A 21,609-nucleotide genomic window follows, 5' to 3' on the forward strand; every position below is an offset into this window, starting at 1 on the left:
ACTTTTATTATGCACTATCTAAAAATCCGCCTTTTCATTTCCTCCACAATATGGAAGGCCGCAGGACAGATAGCCACATTTTTTAAGGTAAGATTACTGATCTGTTGAAATTTTTTTCGGTCTGTATGTGGGAATTCGCGGCAGGCCTTGGGACGAACTTCATAGATGGAACAATAATTATCCGCTCCTAAAAATGCACAAGGCACCGATTGAAGCACATAATCGTTTTCCTCATCAACCCTTAAATATCGGTCTATGAATTCGGAGGGTTTTATCTTGAAGTGTTTGGCGATTCGTTCGATATCCGCATTGGTGAACAGGGGACCGGTGGTCTTGCAGCAATTGGCACAGGTGAGGCAGTCAGTTCGTTCAAATTCGGCATGGTGCAATTCCTGCATAATATAATCCAGGTCCTTGGGTGGACGCTTTTTGAGCTTCGCGAAGAATTTTTTGTTCTCCGCATGTTTTTCCCTTGCCTTTTGCGGCAATTGTTCCAATTCTGACTGCATGGGAACAAACATAAAAAAGAGATTCCAATTAAACCCAAGTCTGCGATTAAAGTCACACCTTTGTTCTTGACTATTATTTAAAAACATGGCGGACATTTTTGGTAAGGCCTTGATGGATTATCATCATGGAAATTATTCAGAAGACATAAAAACCTACTCATCCTTGGATGAAGAGGACGTAATTCCCCTGCCTTATCTGTTTCGTGATTTCAAGGAAATGCCCAAATTGGAGCAAAAAGCCTTGAAATTGGCCTATGGAAGGATTCTCGATATTGGCTGTGGAGCAGGAAATCATGCACTATATCTTCAAAACAATGGGTTCGAAGTCACCGGCCTTGACAACTCCGTGGGTGCAATTTCCGTATGTAAAGAAAGAGGAGTGAAATCTGCCGTGAATACCTCTATCCTTACGTATGACAAAGAAAAATTTGACACCTTGCTTCTGCTGATGAATGGAATAGGATTAGCAGGATCTTTGGACAATTTGGACCCTTTTTTACAACATTTGGCCTCGTTATTGCAGCCAAAAGGACAAATCTTGTTGGATTCCAGCGATATCATCTATATGTTTGAACAAGATGATGAAGATGGGGGTTACTGGATTCCCGACAACGGAAAATACTACGGTGAAGTTACCTTTACCATGGAATATAAAGGGGAAGAGGGTGAACCGTTTGACTGGCTTTATGTTGATTTCAATACCTTGCAGAACGCTTGTGAAGCCAATGGTCTAAATTGCGAGCTGGTCATGTCTGGAAAGCATTTTGATTATTTGGCCAAACTGACCAAAACGTAATACTAGTTTAAAAAATGGAACGTTTTAAGTAATATCAATGATCATGAAAAAGAAAATTGCCCTTTATTCACTTTTTGGATTACTTTTTTTGGTGGCTTGCTCCAAAGATTCGGACCTGCTTTCAAACAAAAATGCCCAAATTGATAAATCCGCGAATCTACTGGGCACTGGTGCATCCGCAAATGACCTTCTTGCCAACACAGAATTTGACGAATTATTGATAGAAATTGGTTATGTAGCTGGATTTCAACCAACCAGTTTAGCCATTGAAACTTTAGAAGCATTTATTCGGCAATACACTTTTAAAGACAACATAACCGTCAGCTACAAACAACTTCCATCCCCAGATGAAGAAACGTTGACACTCACTGAAATTGTCAACTTGGAAAAGGAAAACAGAACCGCCTACAATGATGGTTCCACCTTGGCCCTCTACATTTATTTTGCTGATGCGCCTACAGATTCTGATGATGTGGGGGCGGACATCGTTACATTGGGCGCGGTGTACCAAAATACTTCTATGGTAATCTATGAGTCAACCATCCGTAATTTGGTAGGTAACAGCTCATCTGTATCTGTTGCTGAAGTTGAGGCTGCAACCCTAAATCATGAATTTGGACATTTATTGGGTCTTGTAAACCTTGGGACCACCGCTATCAACGACCATGAGGACCCCGATGCGGACAGTCATTGCACTACGGACGGTTGCCTTATGCGGGCAGAACTTCAATTTGGAGGACCCATGATGAAACTGATGCAGAGCAATGCTTCAAAAGGTTTGACGCCAATACCCGATTTGGATGCAGAATGTATTTTGGACCTTCAAGGCAATGGAGGCCGTTGATTCCAAAAAGACTAAGGAATATTCAGGTATTTATGGGTTTGCAAGGAAACTTTCCACTTGGGATGTTTCATCACGTAGTCCACAATCATGGGAATCATTTTATCCCGAACACTCCATTCCGGTTGTAGATAAAGTATACAGTGTTTGCCAACTTTGGCGGCCTGTTCTTCAGCAAAAATAAAGTCGTGCTTATTGTAGACAATCACCTTTAATTCGTGTGCCTGTTGATAGATATCTTCTTCGGGGAGTTTATTTTTCTTGGGTGAAAGACATATCCAGTCCCATGTTCCAGTTAACGGATAAGCACCGGATGTTTCAATATGGATTTGCAGGTTTTTGGACTTCAATCCTTCGGTCAAGGGACCCATGTCCCACGTTAAGGGCTCACCACCAGTTATCACGATGGTATCCGAATACTTGGCCGCATTCTCAACGATACTTTCAATTGCCGTAGGAGGATGTGTATCGGCATTCCAACTCTCCTTCACATCACACCAATGACAACCCACATCGCAACCGCCCACTCGAATAAAATACGCTGCGGTTCCCTTATGATAACCTTCTCCCTGAATGGTGTAAAATTCTTCCATCAAAGGAAGCATTAATCCCTTTTCCACCAAATCCATCACATTGTCTTTTACCATGCGGCAAAGATACGATTAAGATAGTTTAACCTTCTTACCTTTTTATCATTGCTTTAGCGTGAAATGTCCTTTTTTCTGATAAAAAACTCCATCAAAATCAACCAATTCAAGGACATACCAATAATCCGAAGGTGGTAAAGGGCTGCCATTATACAGGCCATTCCATCCAGCTTGCATAGGATTTCTTCGTGCCAACAACTTTCCATAACGGTCAAAGACCGAGAAGGTACCTTCGCGATAAAACTCCCCTGTAATCCCCACCACTTTGACTTCATCGTTTATACCATCATTGTTAGGGGTAAAAAACTTGGAAACACCAATAACACCGACCTTCATCTGGTCCATTCCACAGCCATTTTTATCCCAGGCATACAGTGTATGGACCCCGGCCTCCACATTACTGAAAAAACCCTCATCTTGTTCAGGTCCAAAAGGATTATCCAAAGAAAATTCATAATCTCCAAGACCCAGTTCTCCATCTTCATGGAGTATGCTTATGGTTCCGGAGTCCCCAACGTAGTCCACTTTTACGAATTGAGAAGATAGCATAGGAGGCCCAGACTCTCTTACTTCAAAGTTTTTTTGTTCTGAATGGCAGCCATTTACGGAAACAGCCTCCACCCTATAATCCCCTATTTCCGAAATGGTAATCTGCGTATCATTCCCTACAATCTCATTCTGGGCATTGTACCAAATGTATTGGTGGTTTCCATCAGCATTGATGGGGGTAACCTGAACTTCATCACCACTGCAAAAAACATACTTCTCTTTCACCTCAAAAGACGGAATTGGAAATACAGTGAGCAACAAATGTTCGCCAACACCATAACAAGTACCCGATTGTTCATCCTCAATTCGTACATACAACATTTCCGAGTACGCCTGATTATTATAGTACGTTGTGGTATTTGCGATTTGGTTCCGTTTCAAGAAGGCATCATCTTCATTTTGGTAAAATGAGACCGATAGGTCTTGTCCACTTGGAAATTGAGCCAACATATCGGCCTCCGCTTCATTCAAATCAAATACAGAAATTCCATCTGCGGTATCTTCATCGCATGTGGTAAGTTCATAGAGGTAATTTTGCGGAAAAGATGTTGTGGTTACATCCAAGAACAAGTTACCAACGGAATGACAATACACACCGCTTCCCTCCGCTCTAAAATAAAGTTCATTGGCAATGCTGTTATTGAACAACGTTGCCGACAGCTCATTCACTTGGTTCTCAGCATCAGTTTCAGTCAAATAAAAAGTGATGTCCAAGTTGATATCCTCCAATTTAATAAGATGTAGGTATTGCGTCAGGTCAAAATCAGTAAATCCATCCATCACCCCATCTTCATCACAATTGGAAATAGTGAACCCTTCATTGACCAAGGGCTGTAGTTTTACTTCGGCCTCTACCGCAATTCGCTCACCTGTGAGGCAACCGTTATAGGATGCCATGGCATAAAAGGTAGTGGTGTTGGTCAACCAAGGTGTTTGAAAAGTATTTCCTGCGGCTAATGGGACCCCTCCAGTTGCAACATCAAACCAAACCACATCTCCGCGTGTTGATTCGGCTTCCAAAGTAACCGTTCCGGGACCACAAACGCTGCCAGAAGAAGCTTGTGCTATTCTGGGCGTGGTTAATTTGGTGCTGGCCGACAAAGTCAAAATGGGATCCCCGGGGAGTCCGCCATATTCTACGATATACCCCTTGGGTTGATAATCGCCTGTTAAATTTCCACCAACTGGTAAATCATTCCAAGACCCTGCTATGCCAACTCCGGGAGCGGTAACATGCGCATAATCTTCACCCGCACCGGTTTCACCGTTCAAATTGTTGGGTTCTTGGTTATTCCAAAAGGCAAAATTTGGACTGCTTCCTGTAACATTTCCATTCCAAAATATCTGACCAGCCTCGGGACCCGTAACCCATTTCCATGTTCCTTCAGTCTCCTCGTCCGACCCTCCTATCCAACCTGTTCCAGCAGCCTGTTCACCGGTAAGCTGGGCTTCGGCTTCGGAGGTCACTGTTGCCAAATACCCCTGTAGCCCAAAAAAGGTTCTATTCTCCGCAGCCGTTCTTGCGTCGTCCCAACGAATTCCAAGATTGGGGATGTACTCGTAATAATGTTGTGTTTCCGGTAGGTAATTGGCACTTCCAATCGTAAAGGAGAAAAACTTTTCCTCTGCTGGTGATTCAGATGTGCTTTCAAAAACCACATCATTTACCGCCGCTATTAAATCTGTATATGCCACAGGACCTCCTGATGGACCTCTGAAAGTCATTTTACCTTCTTGATTGTTCCATGTTGTGGTCACCATGGGGTGGTTATTTTCCAACCGGAGCATATCCTGCCCTCTTTGATATCCCGTAGAAATTTGAATGTGAAACGATTCAATTTCCGTGTCATCCACATCAATTATATTGAAAGAGGTGGCCACAGGAATGGCAGTCTGTGGGCAGTAGGTTTGATCACCACTTGCCATAACCTCAGGAGCACTATTATTTTGGGCAGAAATGCTAGTTACCCATACGAACAACATAAACCCCAATAGTTGAGGCCGCATTGCCCTATGAAACAAAACATAATTTTTTTTCGTTTTTCCCATTCTATCTTAGGCTCTCTGTCCTAAGATCACAAAGTAAGCCATAGGTTTCAACTTTACCAGTCAAATGTGTTATAATACTCGACAGGACAACTCGTTACTTTACAGCCACAGCTTCAATTTCCACTTTTGCATTCCTTGCCAATCCACTGGCGGCAAAGGTGGTTCGAGCCGGTTTTTGGGTGAAGTATTGGGCATAAACTTCATTAAAGCTAGCAAAATCGTCCATCGAACTCAAAATAACAGTGCATTTCACCACATTACCCAAGTCCATACCATGCTGTTTAAGGACCTCCTCAATGTTTTTAATGGCCTGTTCCGTTTCGGGTTGAATCCCTCCGGCCACCAACGTGCGGGTGGAATGGTCCATACCGATTTGACCCGCCAGAAAAAACAGGTTCCCCGCTTGAACAACATCACTGAACGGCGCATCCTGTTTTTTAGCCTCATGGGATTTATGGAAAATAAGCTCGGTCTCTTCCTGAGCTCGTGCGGACACGATAGTTCCCATAGATATGACCAGCAATAAAATGTATTGAAAAGGTTTCATGGCAGGGTTTTTAGATTTGCTTAAAATTACCCTATTTTTATCGGAAATTGAATGCGATGGGCAACAAAGAAAAATTCTTTGAACATATAGAACAAGGCTACGCCACCAAAGGTGACTTCATTGTTATGGGTGCGGGCATGTTGGATGGCGAGACCATCACCAATGCCTTTGTAAAAGTTCCTTTAAAAACGCTGAATCGTCACGGTCTTATTGCTGGGGCCACTGGAACGGGAAAGACCAAGACCCTCCAAGTGTTGGCGGAAAACCTTTCGGACAAGGGGATTCCTGTGCTATTGATGGACCTTAAAGGCGATCTTAGTGGTATTGCCCAACCTAGCCCAGGCCACCCAAAAATTGATGAGCGACACGAAAAAATAGGTCTTCCGTTCGAAGCTAAAGGATTTCCCGTTGAGATTTTATCGCTATCAGAACAAGATGGGGTGCGGTTGCGGGCCACGGTTTCCGAATTTGGACCGGTTTTGCTATCGCGAATCCTGGATCTTTCCGTTACCCAAGAAGGAATTGTTGCGGTAGTCTTCAAATATTGTGATGATAACAAACTTCCTCTTCTCGATCTAAAGGATTTCAAAAAAGTGCTCCAATATGCCACTGGTGAGGGCAAAGATGAATTTCAGGAATCGTATGGGCGTATTTCCACGAGCTCTACCGGTACCATTTTGCGAAAAATTATTGAGTTGGAACAGCAAGGGGCCGACCTTTTCTTTGGAGAAAAATCTTTTGATGTAGAGGATTTGGTCCGGATTGATGAAAATGGCAGAGGGTATGTGAACATCATCCGGTTGACGGATATCCAAGACCGACCCAAACTTTTTTCAACCTTTATGTTGAGCCTCTTGGCTGAAATTTATTCCACTTTTCCAGAGCAAGGCGATAGTGAGCGACCTGAGCTGGTTCTTTTTATTGATGAAGCCCATTTAATTTTCGACAATGCTTCAAAAGCCTTGTTGGACCAGATTGAAAATATTGTCAAACTAATTCGTTCCAAAGGTATTGGCGTCTATTTTGTGACCCAGAACCCCACCGATGTTCCAGATGATGTTCTGGCCCAATTGGGATTGAAGGTGCAACATGCCCTACGGGCATTCACCGCAAAAGACCGAAAAGCCATCAAACTTACGGCGGAGAACTACCCCATCACCGAATTTTATAACACTGTCGACGTTCTGACTTCATTGGGAACAGGAGAGGCATTGATCTCTGCTCTTGATGAAAAAGGAAGGCCAACTCCTTTGGCAGCCACCATGATGCGCGCCCCAATGAGCCGAATGGATATTCTTTCCGAAGCAGAATTGAAAGAAACGGTGGGCAAATCCAAATTGGTCAAAAAATACAATGAGACCATCGACCGTGAAAGTGCCTACGAAATCTTGAATGAAAAAATTGAAAAAGCAGAACAAGAGGCTGAAAAAGTAAAGGAAAGAGAACAAACCAGCTCCCGACGAACAACCTCCACAAGAAGAAGTACCCGAATGAACCCCGTAGTCAAAGTACTTACCAGCGCAACGTTTATCCGTGGCGTACTTGGGGTATTAAAAAAAGTGATCCGATAATTCCATGAGAAACAGACCTACCGTTATTATGTTAATCTGCCTATTGGCGTTTGTACAATCCTGTAAAAAAGACACCCCCTACCTCATCACTGAAGATAGTGTAGGTCCACTTCAGATGAGTTCCAAAGTCTCTGAATTGGAGTCCCTTTTTTCTAATGATTCCATTGTTAAGGACACCTCAAATCTTGCTATTGGCACTACTTCATCCAAAAAGATTGAGGTTTTTGAGAAAGGAGGAAAACATTTGTTGACCTTGACACCGAGCACTGACAGCATCCAGATTGTTGAAAATGTCAGGGTCATGGACCCTCGCTATGCCACTGAAAAAGGCATTGGACTGCAAAGTACCTTCAAGGACATTCAAAAGCAGTATACCATCAAAAAAATTGTGACCACAATCAACAGTATCGTGATTTTTCCAAAGGAAAGTAATCTTTACTTTACCATTGATAAGGAGGAGCTTCCTTCCAATCTCAGGTTCTCAACATCGAACATTGAAGCAGTTCAAATTCCGGATGAAGCCAAAATAAAATACTTGATGTTGGGGTGGGAATAGTTTCTGGTCGTTTCAAATTAGAGCAATCCATATTTTTCCCGGTTGGCCAAAACCTTTGGACTGTTCTCTTGCATCCATTCGGTCAACTCCAACAATTTTTCCACGTAAGATTGGCCAAACTCGGTAAGGCTGTATTCCACCCGAATAGGGACTTCGGCATACGCGTTCCTTGAAATGTAACCATCGGCCTCGAGTACTTTTAGCCGTTGACTCAGCACCTTGTTGGAGATTCCATACACGTATTTTTTAAGCTTGTTGAACCTGAGCACAGGAAAATAGGCCAACCAAAGAATAATCAAGGTACTCCATTGGTCAGAGGCCACGGACATTACGTCCCGCACTGGACAAAGCTCAGGCGGATTCCTAAAATCGATATGCCCAAACATTTTTTCCAATTTTTTAGCGGTTCCAACTTGCTGATTTTCAGTAACAGTTTCCATACGCCTACTTAGTTTTGTTAAGGTGACTTCTTTTTTCTTCTAAAATGAATATGTACTTTTAGTAACTATTAAAGAGTAAGTTACAAAAAGTAACCAAATGAAAAAACTTCTGACCAAAATAATACCCTTGGCCTATGGCCAATATTTTAACCTCTATACCCTTTTTGCCAAAAAAAAGGCAGCCAATAAGGCGTTCAATCTGTTTTGCACGGTTCGTAAAGGTCGTGTTCAACCCCAGCAGGCAGCTTATTTGGAGGAAGCCAAACATTCCGTTGAGCACGTCGCGAATCTACAGATTCAAACCTACCACTGGAAAGGTGAAAAGGATACTGTATTGTTGGTTCATGGCTGGGAAAGCAATACGTTTCGGTGGCGGAACCTTATTAAAAAGCTAAGGGAAGCCAACTTTAACATTTTTGCATTTGATGCACCTGCCCATGGTTATTCCTCCGGAAAATATTTGCATGTTCCGTTATATGAAAAAGCGTTACATCATATGGCGCAACAATTCAACCCAAAACATCTTGTGGGTCATTCAGTGGGCGGAATGACTTTGATGTATAACGAGTACATCAATCCAAACCCAAAAGTTGAAAAAATGGTCCTTATTGGGTCTCCTTCAGAGTTTCATGAAATTATGGAGCATTATCAAGACCTTTTGCGTTTTAATGACCGTGTGATGAATGTCATGGATAAGTATGTTCAAGACCGGTTTGGGTTTAAAATTCGTGATTTTTCCACTTCAAAATTTGCAGAATCAAACACCAAAAAAGGGTTATTGTTCCATGATCGGTTCGATGCCATTACACCCTACCATGCTTCTGTGGAGGTCAACAAAAAATGGAAAGGGAGCCAATTGGTCACCACAGAGGGATTGGGCCATTCCATGCATCAAGAAGATGTGAACAACCAAATCATCTCTTTTTTGGAGTCTTAAAAAAGATGTTCTAATTTTCAGAAAAAATCCATCATGCAAAACATTACCCCTTTTCACGTTGCCATCCCCGTTCATAATTTGGATGAATGCCGGGCTTTTTATAGAGATGTCTTGGAATGCGAGGAAGGCCGGAGCAGTGACCATTGGGTGGATTTCAATCTCTTTGGACACCAATTGGTGATCCATTACAAACCCAAATCCGAAGAAGAACTGCATACCAACCCTGTAGACGGCAAAAATGTCCCAGTACCTCATTATGGCGTTGTGTTGGAGTGGGACACCTTTCAGTCATTTTCAAAAAAATTGGAAGGAAAAGGGATAGACTTTGTCATTGCTCCCTACATCCGATTCAAGGGTGAAGTGGGCGAACAAGCCACCATGTTTTTTCTGGACCCCGCCGGAAACGCACTTGAATTCAAAGCGTTCAAAGACATGGGTCAGTTATTCGCGAAATAACAGCAATCAATCTATAGTCAGGCCTTTTCTTCGAACCCAGAGATGGGCAAATATCATATTGGGCACCCAGCACAACCAGGCAACAATCTTATACGCCACCAAAAATTCGCCCAGAGCTATCGTTAACAAAGGCAACCATATACGAAGCGTTACCGCCGCAAAGCACGCTGCATAGCTGTAAATCATCATACCTTGATGCAAAGAGAGGTCCTTTTTTCGTATGGCCAAATAGGCTTTAATGGTCGTATAGATCCAAACGATTCCCAAACAAATGAATCCCAAGGCCGGAATGAGTCCACCATCTGCATAGTGGGCAATGTACACCCCGCATGCGCCTGAAATCAATGCGCAAATGACATAAACTTTACCTAGTGTGCGATGCAGGTTCAATTTTCTGGAACGAAGTTTTTTGCTGAACTGCGACCAACCGGTCAACAAGGCCAACCCGCCAAAGATAATATGCCCATAAAAGCCGATTCTCCAAATCTGGTTGGATGCTATTTCCTCGGGTTTTGAAGCCGCTAGTCCAAAATCCCCTGAAGAAGTGAAATAGGCCAAAGGATACAGCCCAATGCAAATAGCCAATAGGGCAAATACCACCCAAGCTACCTTATTTCGTGCACTAGCCGCCATATGATATGATTTTCAGACGGGTAAGTTATCGAATATTTGGGTTGAAAAACAAGAATCGCAACCCTAAATCGTTATAAAATAAGTTGAACAGGCAATAGTGCCCCCAAATCGTACTATTATGAAGATTATTCTACTATTGATTACCGTATTGGTTTCATCCATGGCCGTGACCAGCTGCACCAATGATGAAGCTGACAGCGATATGGATTTCATCTCCCCCAATGATGAGGAAGAGGTTCTTTTAATGGGAACCCAAGTTGATGAGCAAAAAAATTAAGCTTTTTTAGCTTGATGTCTTTCCCTTGCCAAAAGGGTGTTTTTGAGTAACATTGCAATGGTCATGGGACCTACACCTCCAGGTACTGGAGTGATGTAGGATGCCTTTTTGCTGACATTTTCAAAATCCACGTCACCAGTGATGTAATATCCTCTTTCTTGTGACTCATCAGGAACGCGGGTGATGCCCACATCAATAACGACAACATCATCTTTTACCATATCGGCCTTCAAAAAATTGGGAACACCCAACGCGGAAACCACAATATCGGCTTGGCGGGTGATGGAAGCAATATCCTTGGTTCGACTATGGGTGAGGGTTACGGTGGAATTTCCAGCCTTTCCTTTTTGACTCATCAAAATACTGATGGGCCTACCCACAATATGACTTCTTCCGATGACAACGGTATGTTTTCCTTCGGTTTCTACATCATATCGACGCAATAATTCCATGATTCCAAATGGAGTCGCTGAAATGAAGGATTCCATTTCCAACGCCATTTTTCCGAAATTTGTGGGGTGAAACCCATCCACATCCTTATCGGCATCCACGGCCATAAGTACCTTTTCTTCATCAATATGCTTGGGAAGCGGCAATTGCACAATGTACCCATCAATGTCTGGATTGGCATTTAAATCGGCTACCTGCTTGAGCAATTCCTCTTCTGAGGTTTCTTCGGGTAGATGAATCAAGGTAGATTCAAAGCCAATTTTTTTGCATGAACGCACTTTACTCCCCACATAGGTAAGACTGGCGCCGTCATTGCCCACCAGAACTGCAGCCAAATGGGGAACTTTTTCACCTCTTTCCCTCATTTGGGCCACCTCAACGGTGATTTCTTCTTTAATTTGGTTGGATATTTTTTTCCCGTCAAGGATTTCCATAATCTTGGTTTTGGGTTGTTGGTTGTTGGTTTTTGGTCTCTGACTTCTGAATAAAGTTATCGCATATTCTGCATCATCTGCATCATCTTTTTGCCGCCACCACCTTGCATCATCTTCATCATTTTGCTCATCTGGTCGAATTGTTTTAGCAGTTGATTTACTTCTTGGATGGAAGTACCGCTACCGGCAGCGATTCGCTTTTTACGACTTGCATTTAATTTGGAAGGTGTAGATCGTTCATCCGGAGTCATGGAATGGATAATGGCTTCAATATGTTTGAAGGCATCATCGTCTATATCCAACCCTTTCATGGCTTTTCCAACGCCTGGTATCATGCCCATGAGGTCCTTCATGTTCCCCATTTTCTTGATTTGTTGGATTTGGCTCAAGAAATCATCGAACCCAAACTTGTTCTTGGCAATCTTCTTTTGGATTTTTCGGGCCTGCTCCTCGTCAAACTGCTCTTGGGCACGTTCCACCAAGGAAACCACATCGCCCATCCCCAAAATTCGATCGGCCATACGTGACGGATGGAATACATCAATCGCCTCCATTTTTTCACCGGTACCGATGAACTTAATGGGCTTGTTCACCACCGATTTAATGGAAATGGCCGCACCACCACGAGTATCACCGTCCAACTTTGTGAGGATAACCCCATCAAAATTCAGGACATCGTTAAACGCCTTAGCTGTATTCACCGCATCCTGACCGGTCATAGCATCCACCACAAAAAGGGTTTCTTGTGGTTCAATGGCCTTGTGGATATTGGCAATTTCGTTCATCATCTGCTCATCCACGGCCAAACGACCTGCGGTATCGATGATTACTACATTACATCCTAAACTTTTTGCATGTTTTATCCCTGCTTTGGCGATAGCGACCGGGTCATTGTTCTCCCGGTCTGAATACACCTCAACCCCAATTTGCTCCCCAACTACGTGCAATTGGTCAATCGCGGCAGGACGGTATACGTCACACGCCACCAAAAGTGGTTTCTTGCTCTTTTTATTTTTAAGGAAATTGGCCAGTTTTCCGGAAAAGGTGGTCTTACCAGAACCTTGAAGACCAGACATCAGAATTACCGAAGGATTTCCAGAAAGGTCAATGCCTTCTGTTTCACCACCCATCAATTCTGTCAACTCATCCTTTACAATCTTGACCATGAGTTGGCCTGGCTGCAAGGTGGTCAACACGTTTTGACCCAATGCTTTGTCCTTTACTTTATTGGTAAATTCCTTGGCTATCTTAAAGTTGACGTCGGCATCCAACAATGCTCTGCGAACTTCCTTGAGGGTTTCCGCAACATTGATTTCCGTGATTTGTCCATGCCCTTTGAGGGAATGGAGTGCCTTATCCAGTTTTTCGCTTAAATTATCGAACATAGGTGCTCTTCATTTTAAAAGGAGGACAAAGTTAAGAATAATAACAAAGAAAAGGACGGCTTTGGGGAGAGCCGTCCTTTTCAAATCAAAAAGATTGGGGAAAAATTATTACTGTTTCTCGAAGACCAAGTTATCAGTCCCTTCATTTCCTCCGCTAACGTCGATGAGTTCTATGCGGACAGATGAGTATTTTACGATATCCCAGTCATCACTTAAATCCTCAAAATCAGATGGTGCGGAAAATGAGATGTTAAAATCCACATCGCTATCGTCATCACTGCTATCATCATCATTACTATCGGAATTGGTTATGGACCATGTTCCGTTTACTTCATTTGTTCCATTGGTGGCAGCAAGTGTACCATCTGAATTAAAGGTGAATGTGTACCCACTAAAATGGGATGTCTCCTCTTTATCCGTATCATAAAAATACGTGATTACCCATGAACCTTCTTCCGTGATGGATTTAAGTTCCGCCAATTGAGCAGACGACAGGTTGCTCGCCATTTCATTGCCCCCTTCATCTTCGGTGCAGCTTGTAGCAAGTAGCAGCATAGCAATAGCTGCAAAATTTAAGATTGACTTTTTCATAATATAGTGTTCTCGTTTGTTGAAGTTTTATGGCTTTTCGAAGACCAAGGTTTTAAGGGTGCCATCACCGCTCTCATCCTTCAATTCTATTCGGTTGGACTCGACCATGTTTATCTTCCAATCGTCGGTCAATTCACCTAATATATCTGCGCTATCAAAGTTGAGGTAAAACTTCAGACCTTCTTCGGAATCCCGAAGTATTCTCCAAAGACCTTCGGCGGTTACATCGCCCAATTCTGAAACTTCAACTTGGTACATTGTGGAGAAATCGAAATCCATACCGGCCAATTCTGAGGTCATATCCACTTCACCTTCTGAATATAAAGCCACATTCCATGGGCCTCCCATCATGATGTTTCTGATTTCGAGGACATCGCCATCACCTGCGCTATCATCACAGACTTTTAGGAGAATCAACTCGTAATCGGTTTCATCAATCTCAAACTTAAGTCTGGTATCGGTTAGATCGCGAACAGGCCATTCAAAACTTACACCTTCCTCATCTCCGATATTGATCATTAAGGATAACACCAATTGGCTGTTAAGTCCTATCTCCCAAGTTCCTTCGGAAGTGTTTACACCATTGCTAAGTGTTACCACACCTTCTGCCATGAATTTAAACTCATAGCCCAAAAGTCTGTCGATTTCCTCACCTTGATTGGTGACTTTTTTGATGATCCATCCGCATTCGCCAAGAATTTCCCTCAAGGTGTCTGGGTTAGGTTCTTCACCTGGTGTGATATCACAACGTTGTTTTAGAATAATCTTGTTGCCATTATCATTATAAAACTTGATTTTGCCTTCTTCTAGTTCGTAGGCCAACCACTCAAGGTTAAAGTCAACCAGCACATCAAAATCCAAGGTTACAAGAACACCTGCATCAGTTTCAGCTGTGCTCCATGAACCGTTCAAAACATTTCCAATACGGTCATTTACGGTTACGCTTCCATCCTCATTGAATACCATGAGGTACTCCAGATATTGCTCGGTTTGGTCAGTATTTTCGCGATACAATTCGCGAACTTCCCAAGGGCATTCCACTAAGTAGGCATCCAATCGTTCTTTAGTGAAATCGTCATCATTATAGTCGTTGTCATCATCTTCGTCGCACTCGTTTTTTGCATTGCTCAGCGCCACGGACAATGCTGCATTGTTCTCAACAACAATTTCAGTACCATCATATTTTTTAAGGGTCAAAGGGAATTCTATGCTGATGAGGTCTCCTTCTTCCAATTCGGCAAAGAACCTTCTCAGCTGTTCATCGCTTTCAATATGAATTTCATTGGATATTTGCACGTTGATATCAAATGTATACAGCGTAATTGGGTACACAAAGTCGATACATTCTATATCATTGTCGTCACCGCCTTCAAAGCATTCCTCAGCTTTGGCAATCAATTGTTCCTTGTTCTCGATTACGATGGTGGAAAAATCGGAAAGAGTAATGGTAATTGGAAATAAAATATTCAAGATGTCATCATCATCTTCAAACTCATCAAAAATATCTTCAATGGACTGCAAATCTTCTTTAGAATCTATGGTAATCTCAATACCATTGACTTCCACCGTGTAGGGAAATTGTACGGCAAAACAGCTGGCACCATCCACAATATTGTCATAAGAACCATCATGGGAACAGGTTTCCTCGATTAATTTGGCTGTGGAAGAATTTGCCTGAATGGTCTCTTGTTCATCAGTACCTCCCACTTCTTCGAATTCATTCTGGCAAGAGGTAAAATTAAGGGCCATAAGTACAAGCCCTGCATACAATAAGTTGTTAATCAACTTTTTCATAACGTTTTGAATTTTGGGGTTACAATTCAATCCTAAAACAACCCTGTTAAAAAAAACCCTACCTAATCTTAATTTTTTTCAAATATATTTGGACAGGCAACAAATTCTTTTCCATGAGCAACGTATGCGAAGATCATGTCTTCAGTTCCCTTTTCAAGGCCCATTCCAAAACGGTTTTCAATTACATATATTACAAGTTTGGCAATGAGGAGAAGGCTAATGATGCCGTACAGGAAGCCTTTGTGAAACTCTGGGAAAACTGCGCCAAGGTAAGCCCTGAAAAAGCCAAATCCTTTGTTTACACAGTTGCGAATAATCTGTACCTTAATGTAATCAAGGCGGAAAAGGTGCGTTTAAAATATGCCAACGCGGTTGATGAGAAATCTTCCAATCTTTCTCCTGAGTTTTTGATGGAGGAACAGGAATACAAGGAAAAGCTGGAAAATGCACTGAATGCACTTCCAGAAAACCAACGGACCACTTTTTTGCTCAATAGGATTGATGGAAAGAAATATGCGGAAATTGCAGAAATGGAAGGGGTAAGTGTAAAGGCCATTGAAAAACGCATGCATTTGGCCCTAAAAAGTCTGCGGGAGCAGATTGATGGAATATGATACCGTGAACAATAAACAATTGACAATGAGCAATGACCAATTATCAGGCTGTGGACCATTGTTAACTGTTTATTGGAAATTGTTGACTGATAAAAGGTAGGGTATTTTATACCATAGTTGTTATAAGGAAGTAAAGCATAGAAACCATGCAAGAAAATTACTTGGCAAAATGGCTTAGCGGAGAGCTTTCCGAGGCAGAACTTTCGGAATTTAAAAATTCCAAGGAGTATGCTTCCTATGCAAAGCTCATGGAGGTTTCCAGTACATTGGAAGCCCCCGAGTTCAATGTGGATCAAAGTTTGGAGCGCCTAAAAGAAATGCGAATGGGCCAAACCCCAAAGGTCATTACATTGAGCCCTTTCAAAAAATTCCTTCGGGTTGCCGCCGTCATTGCTGTATTGATCACAGGTTCCTATTTTTATTTGAATACCTTGAACGAATCCATTTCTACAGAATTTGCAGAACGTTCCGAACTTACTCTTCCCGATGAATCCGAAATTTTCCTAAATGCAGATTCTGAAGTTTCCTTCAGCAAAAAGAATTGGGACAAAAAAAGAAACGTAATCCTAAACGGCGAAGCATTTTTCAAAGTCGCCAAAGGAAAAAAATTCACGGTGGAGACCGAACACGGCACTGTCGCTGTTTTGGGCACCCAGTTCAATGTAGAGAACAGAAAGAATTTCTTTGAGGTGACCTGCTACGAAGGCTTGGTCAGTGTCACCTATAACAATACCGAAACAAAATTGCCCGCAGGCACTTCGTTCATGGTCATCAATGGGAAGGTTATTGACACTTCCAAACCCAATGGCAATCAGCCCACTTGGATGAACAATGAAAGTAGTTTTGAGCGCATCCCCCTTCAATATGTCTTTAATGAATTGGAAAGACAATATAATATCAAGGTAAAAACCGAAAATGTAGACACTAATTTACTTTTTACCGGTACCTTTAGCAACACAGACCTCAATATGGCGTTAAAAAGTATAAGTACCCCATCTCGCACTAACTTTACAGTTGAGGGTGATAACGTACTTTTCTATGCTGGGAACACTCCGCAATAGCCAAGTCAGCCTCTTTCTGGTTTTTTTGCTGTGCTTCTGTAGCCTTTCTGGCCAAGAAAAACAGCAAGACCGCATAGGTCTAATTCCATATTTAAAAACCTTGGAAGAGCGCTTCGATATCAAATTTTCATATCTCAATGAAGATTTGGATGATATTTCCATGACCATCCCCAAAAACTTGGTTTCATTGGAAGACATTCTCAACTATATCGAAAAGCGATATCAGATTGAGACCAATAAACTCAGTGATCGCTATTATACCTTAACAAAAAGCAGATTGGTCACCCTCTGTGGAAGCATCCTTGATAATTTTGCAGAAAACACCATTCCCGGTGCCACCATTGAAGTCTTGGGCACCACAAATGCTAAAACTACTGATGCCAATGGTGATTTTGTCCTTACCGATGTTCCACGAAATGCATCCCTTAAAATTCGATTTATCGGATACCTGACCAAATACCTCAATGTTGAAAGTCTATTGCAAGAAGGCGGGTGCCCGAAGATATTGATGGCCCAACACTATGAGCAATTGGACGAAGTCATCGTGTATAAATTTTTAACTACCGGAATCATCAAAGAATCCGACGCCAGTATCACCATGAACACAGCGGAATTTGGTATTCTTCCCGGACTCATCGAACCCGATATTTTGCAGACCGTTCAAGCCCTTCCCGGCATTAAAAGTATCGATGAAACCGTATCCGACATCAATGTTCGTGGAGGCACCAACGACCAAAATCTGATTTTATGGAACGGCATTAAAATGTACCAATCTGGGCATTTTTTTGGATTGATATCCGCCTTCAACCCCTATCTAACAGATAAAATTACGGTGATAAAAAATGGGACCCCGGCCAATTTTGGCGATGGTGTCAGCAGCGTCATTCAAATGGAAACCGGGAACCAAATTACGGAAGGTTTTGAAGGAGGTGCCGGTTTCAATTTTATCAGCGGAGATATTTTTGGACAATTGCCATTGAATGACAAATTGGGTCTCCAATTCTCTGCCCGACGTTCCACAACAGATTTTCTGAACACCCCCACTTACAACAAATTCTTCGACCGCGCCTTCCAAGACAGTGAGGTCAAAGACGAGGACAATATTGCCGTGGATGATGAGATTTCCAGGGATGAGGACTTCTATTTCTACGACTTTTCAGGAAAGCTGCTGTATGACATCAACGATGCCCATAAATTTAGGTTGAGTGCCATCAGCCTGAACAACAATCTGCGATATGTGGAAAATAACATGACGGATAATGAGACCTCCATCAGTTTATTGAAACAAACCAATTTATCGGTGGGAGCGCAATTGCAAAGTCAGTGGACAGACCAATTTTCTTCTCACTTAAATGTCTATTACTCCAACTATAACTTAGACGGGCAAAGTGTATTCAACCAAGTACGGCAGTTGGACCAAAAAAACAGTGTGGATGAGCGAGCTGTAAAACTTAATACCCGCTACCAAGTTTCGGAGAATTTACAATGGACCAATGGGTTTCAATATATTGAAACCGGCATCGTCAACCGCGCTTTTGTCAATCAGCCCAATTTTGACACGAACATTAAAGGAGTCATCAGAATACATTCCCCCTACTCCGAAATTGGATACGCTTCCTTTGAAAATAGATTTATCGGAAAGTTTGGAGCCCGGTTCAACTTCATTGAAAACTTGGAGACCTTCAACACATTTTTGGTGGAACCTCGAGTCAACCTCAACTTTCGCCTGGCCAATTATCTCCGTGCCGAAGTTTTGGGAGAATTCAAAAGCCAGACCACCAATCAGGTCATTGATTTGGAGCAGAATTTTTTGGGTATAGAAAAACGCCGATGGATTCTCTCCGATGATGACACGCTACCCGTGACCCAAAGTAAGCAAGGTTCTGTGGGAATGAATTACGAACGGAACAATTTTTATGTGGGCCTTGAGGGTTTTTATAAAAATGTGGATGGTATCAGCACCAGTACCCAAGGGTTTCAAAACCAAGATCAATTCAATGGTGAGATTGGCAGTTATGATGTCAAGGGAATTGAGTTTCTCATTAACAAAAGAGGCGACCGATATAGTACGTGGTTAAGCTATGCCTACAATAAAAACGATTATACCTTCGACTCCATTGTACCGCACAAATTCCCAAACAATTTGGATATTCGGCACACCATCACCTTTGCGGGAACCTACACCTATAAAAAAATAAAGTTGAGTCTTGGGGTCAACTACCGCACGGGAAACCCATACACCCAACCTTTGGAGGGTGATGAGGCCTTGGACACCTCCTTTTTTCCAGCCCGAATCAATTACGAGGCCCCCAACAGCAGCCGACTACCCGAATATTTCAGGGCAGATGCCTCGGCCATTTATAGCTTCGACTTAACGCGGGGCATCAAAGCAAATGCAGGAATCTCGGTTCTCAACATGACCAACCGAAAAAATAGTCTTAACCGTTATTATCGGGTCAATGATGAAAATCAGATAGAAACGGTGGAAAGTGTCTCACTGGGCATTACGCCGAATGTGAGTTTTAGAGTGAGTTTTTAATTCAATCCGTATGTCATTCCTGCGAAGGCAGGAATCCAAAAAGATTCCGCATCCCCGCCTGCCGGACGGGCAGGAAGTGCGGAATGACAATTTTTGTCAAAGCTCGGAGGGTTCAGACCTTCTACATACGTTCCGGAACGTCAATCCCCAATAATCGAAAAGCAGACTGAATCACCTCTCCAACTTTTTGGGACAACTGCACCCGAAACTGCTTTTTCTGCGCGTCGGGTTCGCCTAATATGGATACTTGTTGGTAAAACGAATTGAACTCCTTTACCAAATCATACGTATAATTGGCAATTAAGGCTGGACTGAAGTTTTCCGCAGCCAATTGCACGGTTTCTGGGAATAATTGAATGCCTTTCAACAATTCTTTTTCCTTTTCATGGAGTTTCAGAGAGGTCTCGACTGCGCTAGACCTAACATCTTCCGCTTTGCGAAGAATGGACTGAATCCGCGCGTAGGTATACTGAATGAACGGCCCGGTGTTCCCCTGAAAATCTACGGACTCCTCCGGGTTGAACAAAATCCGCTTTTTGGGGTCAACTTTCAGAATATAGTATTTCAAAGCACCCAAACCAATGGTTCGGTACAACACTTTCTTTTCTTCCTCCGAATAGCCTTCCAATTTCCCCAATTCAGCAGAAATGGTCTCGGCAGTCTCTTCCATATTTTGGATAAGGTCATCCGCATCCACCACGGTACCTTCCCTACTCTTCATTTTTCCGCTAGGCAAATCCACCATTCCATAACTCAAATGGTACAATTGTTCCGCCCACGAATACCCCAATTTTTTCAGGATAAGGAACAGCACCTTAAAATGGTAATCTTGCTCATTCCCTACCGTATATACCATCCCGTTGATATCCGGAAAATCCGTTACCCTTTGAATGGCGGTACCAATATCTTGGGTCATATAGACCGCAGTTCCATCGGAACGCAATACGATTTTCTCATCCAAGCCGTCATCGGTAAGGTCTATCCAAACACTACCATCTTTTTTTTTAAAGAAGACCCCTTTTTCAAGGCCTTCCTTTACCACATCCCGACCTAACAGATAGGTATCACTTTCATAATACAACTTGTCAAAATCAACCCCCATATTTTTATAGGTGGTATCAAAACCGGCATAAACCCAACTGTTCATTTTTTTCCAAAGGGAAACCACCTCAACATCACCCGCTTCCCACTTACGGAGCATTTCTTGGGCTTCCAAAAGAATTGGCGCTTCCTTTTCCGCCTTTTCCTTGTCCATACCATCATCGACCAACTCGGCTATCTGTTCTTTGTACGCCTTATCAAAAGCCACATAGTATTTCCCCACCAAATGGTCACCCTTCAAATCTGATGATTCTGGAGTCTCCCCTTCACCAAACTTTTGCCAGGCCAACATACTCTTACAGATATGGATGCCTCGGTCATTGATAATCTGGGTCTTGTACACCTTTTTTCCAGAAGCTTTTAAAATCTCCGCCACGGAATACCCTAAAAGGTTGTTTCGGATGTGTCCCAAATGCAAAGGTTTGTTGGTATTGGGCGACGAATATTCCACCATAATCGCATCCGTGGAAGGCGTTTTCACATACCCATAGTCCACTTCAGCCTTAATGCTGTTGAAAAAGTTGAGATAATAGCTGTCCTCAATCACAATGTTCAAAAAACCCTGAACCACATTGCATTTGGCCACTTCTGCCACATTTTTCTGCAAATACTCCCCAATCTGGGTTCCAATCTGCACCGGATTGCCCTTTACAAAACGAAGCATGGGAAAGACCACCACCGTTACATCCCCCTCAAAATCCTTGCGGGTGGGTTGAAACTCAACCGTTGGAAGTTCAACTTGGTACAGTTCCTTTACAGCATCCTTGACCTTTTGGCCCAAATCGTTTTGCAAACTCATCTAAAAAGCGTTTCAGGCCGCAAAACTACATAT

Annotated in this window: 21 protein-coding genes; 10 read left to right on the top strand and 11 right to left on the bottom strand. The window is 42.6% G+C overall.

The features are described from left to right. Nucleotides 1–14: 14 nt before the first annotated feature. The gene (locus ACFSJE_RS17450) at nt 15–509 is read right to left on the bottom strand and encodes a YkgJ family cysteine cluster protein (protein WP_379832159.1); all 495 of its coding nucleotides are present in this window, start codon (nt 507–509) and stop codon (nt 15–17) included. A gap of 85 nt (nt 510–594) precedes the next feature. On the opposite strand from ACFSJE_RS17450, the gene ACFSJE_RS17455 reads away from it, so the two are divergent. Continuing rightward, complete coding sequence (locus ACFSJE_RS17455; RefSeq protein ID WP_379832160.1) at nt 595–1,305, top strand: class I SAM-dependent methyltransferase; 711 nt, start codon at nt 595–597, stop codon at nt 1,303–1,305. A gap of 43 nt (nt 1,306–1,348) precedes the next feature. Further along, nucleotides 1,349–2,149, top strand: coding sequence for a hypothetical protein (locus tag ACFSJE_RS17460; RefSeq protein ID WP_379832161.1), 801 nt, complete (start codon nt 1,349–1,351; stop codon nt 2,147–2,149). A gap of 11 nt (nt 2,150–2,160) precedes the next feature. Here ACFSJE_RS17460 and ACFSJE_RS17465 read toward each other — a convergent pair whose 3' ends face one another. From ACFSJE_RS17465 to ACFSJE_RS17475, 3 genes are all read right to left on the bottom strand, one after another. Then, complete coding sequence (locus ACFSJE_RS17465) at nt 2,161–2,793, bottom strand: 7-carboxy-7-deazaguanine synthase QueE (protein ID WP_379832162.1); 633 nt, start codon at nt 2,791–2,793, stop codon at nt 2,161–2,163. Nucleotides 2,794–2,838: 45 nt separating this feature from the next. After that, complete coding sequence (locus ACFSJE_RS17470) at nt 2,839–5,325, bottom strand: T9SS type B sorting domain-containing protein (protein WP_379832163.1); 2,487 nt, start codon at nt 5,323–5,325, stop codon at nt 2,839–2,841. Between the two features lie 160 nt (nt 5,326–5,485). Beyond that, nucleotides 5,486–5,938: a Rid family detoxifying hydrolase gene (locus ACFSJE_RS17475; RefSeq protein WP_379832164.1), complete on the bottom strand. Its 453-nt coding sequence runs from the start codon at nt 5,936–5,938 to the stop codon at nt 5,486–5,488. A gap of 56 nt (nt 5,939–5,994) precedes the next feature. Here ACFSJE_RS17475 and ACFSJE_RS17480 point away from each other — a divergent pair, with 56 nt between their 5' ends. Next, a complete protein-coding gene (locus tag ACFSJE_RS17480; protein WP_379832165.1) occupies nt 5,995–7,509 on the top strand; it encodes a helicase HerA-like domain-containing protein in 1,515 nt (504 codons plus the stop codon). Between the two features lie 28 nt (nt 7,510–7,537). Next, nucleotides 7,538–8,065 carry a hypothetical protein gene (locus tag ACFSJE_RS17485; protein ID WP_379832166.1) on the top strand — a complete coding sequence of 176 codons (528 nt, stop codon included), beginning with the start codon at nt 7,538–7,540 and terminating at the stop codon, nt 8,063–8,065. Nucleotides 8,066–8,082: 17 nt separating this feature from the next. Here ACFSJE_RS17485 and ACFSJE_RS17490 read toward each other — a convergent pair whose 3' ends face one another. After that, complete coding sequence (locus ACFSJE_RS17490) at nt 8,083–8,505, bottom strand: winged helix-turn-helix transcriptional regulator (RefSeq protein WP_379832167.1); 423 nt, start codon at nt 8,503–8,505, stop codon at nt 8,083–8,085. Between the two features lie 97 nt (nt 8,506–8,602). On the opposite strand from ACFSJE_RS17490, the gene ACFSJE_RS17495 reads away from it, so the two are divergent. Beyond that, nucleotides 8,603–9,442 (top strand): alpha/beta hydrolase, encoded by an 840-nt coding sequence (locus tag ACFSJE_RS17495; RefSeq protein ID WP_379832168.1) that lies wholly within the window; start codon nt 8,603–8,605, stop codon nt 9,440–9,442. Between the two features lie 33 nt (nt 9,443–9,475). Continuing rightward, entirely contained in the window at nt 9,476–9,898 is a 423-nt protein-coding gene (locus ACFSJE_RS17500; RefSeq protein ID WP_379832169.1) for a VOC family protein, read from the top strand. Nucleotides 9,899–9,904: 6 nt separating this feature from the next. On the opposite strand, the gene ACFSJE_RS17505 is transcribed toward ACFSJE_RS17500, so the two are convergent. Then, on the bottom strand, nt 9,905–10,531 hold the full coding sequence (locus ACFSJE_RS17505; protein ID WP_379832170.1) for a DUF2306 domain-containing protein: 627 nt from the start codon (nt 10,529–10,531) through the stop codon (nt 9,905–9,907). A gap of 118 nt (nt 10,532–10,649) precedes the next feature. Here ACFSJE_RS17505 and ACFSJE_RS17510 point away from each other — a divergent pair, with 118 nt between their 5' ends. Beyond that, complete coding sequence (locus ACFSJE_RS17510; RefSeq protein WP_379832171.1) at nt 10,650–10,808, top strand: hypothetical protein; 159 nt, start codon at nt 10,650–10,652, stop codon at nt 10,806–10,808. Here ACFSJE_RS17510 and folD read toward each other — a convergent pair. From folD to ACFSJE_RS17530, 4 genes are all read right to left on the bottom strand, one after another. Next, nucleotides 10,805–11,692 (bottom strand): bifunctional methylenetetrahydrofolate dehydrogenase/methenyltetrahydrofolate cyclohydrolase FolD, encoded by an 888-nt coding sequence (gene folD / locus ACFSJE_RS17515; protein ID WP_379832172.1) that lies wholly within the window; start codon nt 11,690–11,692, stop codon nt 10,805–10,807. The genes ACFSJE_RS17510 and folD overlap by 4 nt on opposite strands. Before the next feature lie 56 nt (nt 11,693–11,748). Beyond that, complete coding sequence (ffh, locus tag ACFSJE_RS17520) at nt 11,749–13,077, bottom strand: signal recognition particle protein (protein ID WP_379832173.1); 1,329 nt, start codon at nt 13,075–13,077, stop codon at nt 11,749–11,751. Between the two features lie 108 nt (nt 13,078–13,185). Next, nucleotides 13,186–13,668: a hypothetical protein gene (locus ACFSJE_RS17525; protein WP_379832174.1), complete on the bottom strand. Its 483-nt coding sequence runs from the start codon at nt 13,666–13,668 to the stop codon at nt 13,186–13,188. Nucleotides 13,669–13,695: 27 nt separating this feature from the next. Beyond that, the gene (locus tag ACFSJE_RS17530) at nt 13,696–15,462 is read right to left on the bottom strand and encodes a hypothetical protein (protein ID WP_379832175.1); all 1,767 of its coding nucleotides are present in this window, start codon (nt 15,460–15,462) and stop codon (nt 13,696–13,698) included. Nucleotides 15,463–15,575: 113 nt separating this feature from the next. Between ACFSJE_RS17530 and ACFSJE_RS17535 the strand changes: the two genes are divergently transcribed. From ACFSJE_RS17535 to ACFSJE_RS17545, 3 genes are all read left to right on the top strand, one after another. After that, nucleotides 15,576–16,076: an RNA polymerase sigma factor gene (locus tag ACFSJE_RS17535; RefSeq protein WP_379832176.1), complete on the top strand. Its 501-nt coding sequence runs from the start codon at nt 15,576–15,578 to the stop codon at nt 16,074–16,076. 146 nt (nt 16,077–16,222) lie between these two features. Then, nucleotides 16,223–17,137, top strand: a complete 915-nt coding sequence (locus ACFSJE_RS17540) for a FecR family protein (RefSeq protein ID WP_379832177.1) — start codon at nt 16,223–16,225, stop codon at nt 17,135–17,137. Continuing rightward, nucleotides 17,115–19,676, top strand: coding sequence for a carboxypeptidase-like regulatory domain-containing protein (locus tag ACFSJE_RS17545; protein ID WP_379832178.1), 2,562 nt, complete (start codon nt 17,115–17,117; stop codon nt 19,674–19,676). The genes ACFSJE_RS17540 and ACFSJE_RS17545 overlap by 23 nt, the downstream gene beginning before the upstream one ends. Before the next feature lie 121 nt (nt 19,677–19,797). On the opposite strand, the gene argS is transcribed toward ACFSJE_RS17545, so the two are convergent. Continuing rightward, nucleotides 19,798–21,576: an arginine--tRNA ligase gene (gene argS, locus ACFSJE_RS17550; RefSeq protein ID WP_379832179.1), complete on the bottom strand. Its 1,779-nt coding sequence runs from the start codon at nt 21,574–21,576 to the stop codon at nt 19,798–19,800. Nucleotides 21,577–21,609: the final 33 nt, after the last annotated feature.

Source organism: Flagellimonas iocasae (assembly GCF_042682725.1).
Taxonomy (GTDB): domain Bacteria; phylum Bacteroidota; class Bacteroidia; order Flavobacteriales; family Flavobacteriaceae; genus Flagellimonas; species Flagellimonas iocasae.

Excerpts from the sequence above, each read along its gene's own strand:
- argS (WP_379832179.1), bottom strand. The coding sequence starts at position 21,576 with ATGAGTTTGCAAAACGATTTGGGCCAAAAGGTCAAGGATGCTGTAAAG.
- ACFSJE_RS17510 (WP_379832171.1), top strand. The coding sequence starts at position 10,650 with ATGAAGATTATTCTACTATTGATTACCGTATTGGTTTCATCCATGGCC.
- folD (WP_379832172.1), bottom strand. The coding sequence starts at position 11,692 with ATGGAAATCCTTGACGGGAAAAAAATATCCAACCAAATTAAAGAAGAA.
- ACFSJE_RS17495 (WP_379832168.1), top strand. The coding sequence starts at position 8,603 with ATGAAAAAACTTCTGACCAAAATAATACCCTTGGCCTATGGCCAATAT.
- ACFSJE_RS17535 (WP_379832176.1), top strand. The coding sequence starts at position 15,576 with ATGAGCAACGTATGCGAAGATCATGTCTTCAGTTCCCTTTTCAAGGCC.
- ACFSJE_RS17465 (WP_379832162.1), bottom strand. The coding sequence starts at position 2,793 with ATGGTAAAAGACAATGTGATGGATTTGGTGGAAAAGGGATTAATGCTT.
- ACFSJE_RS17485 (WP_379832166.1), top strand. The coding sequence starts at position 7,538 with ATGTTAATCTGCCTATTGGCGTTTGTACAATCCTGTAAAAAAGACACC.
- ACFSJE_RS17450 (WP_379832159.1), bottom strand. The coding sequence starts at position 509 with ATGCAGTCAGAATTGGAACAATTGCCGCAAAAGGCAAGGGAAAAACAT.
- ACFSJE_RS17525 (WP_379832174.1), bottom strand. The coding sequence starts at position 13,668 with ATGAAAAAGTCAATCTTAAATTTTGCAGCTATTGCTATGCTGCTACTT.
- ACFSJE_RS17480 (WP_379832165.1), top strand. The coding sequence starts at position 5,995 with ATGGGCAACAAAGAAAAATTCTTTGAACATATAGAACAAGGCTACGCC.
- ACFSJE_RS17530 (WP_379832175.1), bottom strand. The coding sequence starts at position 15,462 with ATGAAAAAGTTGATTAACAACTTATTGTATGCAGGGCTTGTACTTATG.
- ACFSJE_RS17500 (WP_379832169.1), top strand. The coding sequence starts at position 9,476 with ATGCAAAACATTACCCCTTTTCACGTTGCCATCCCCGTTCATAATTTG.
- ACFSJE_RS17505 (WP_379832170.1), bottom strand. The coding sequence starts at position 10,531 with ATGGCGGCTAGTGCACGAAATAAGGTAGCTTGGGTGGTATTTGCCCTA.
- ACFSJE_RS17455 (WP_379832160.1), top strand. The coding sequence starts at position 595 with ATGGCGGACATTTTTGGTAAGGCCTTGATGGATTATCATCATGGAAAT.
- ffh (WP_379832173.1), bottom strand. The coding sequence starts at position 13,077 with ATGTTCGATAATTTAAGCGAAAAACTGGATAAGGCACTCCATTCCCTC.
- ACFSJE_RS17470 (WP_379832163.1), bottom strand. The coding sequence starts at position 5,325 with ATGTTGTTCGTATGGGTAACTAGCATTTCTGCCCAAAATAATAGTGCT.
- ACFSJE_RS17475 (WP_379832164.1), bottom strand. The coding sequence starts at position 5,938 with ATGAAACCTTTTCAATACATTTTATTGCTGGTCATATCTATGGGAACT.
- ACFSJE_RS17490 (WP_379832167.1), bottom strand. The coding sequence starts at position 8,505 with ATGGAAACTGTTACTGAAAATCAGCAAGTTGGAACCGCTAAAAAATTG.
- ACFSJE_RS17540 (WP_379832177.1), top strand. The coding sequence starts at position 16,223 with ATGCAAGAAAATTACTTGGCAAAATGGCTTAGCGGAGAGCTTTCCGAG.
- ACFSJE_RS17460 (WP_379832161.1), top strand. The coding sequence starts at position 1,349 with ATGAAAAAGAAAATTGCCCTTTATTCACTTTTTGGATTACTTTTTTTG.
- ACFSJE_RS17545 (WP_379832178.1), top strand. The coding sequence starts at position 17,115 with ATGCTGGGAACACTCCGCAATAGCCAAGTCAGCCTCTTTCTGGTTTTT.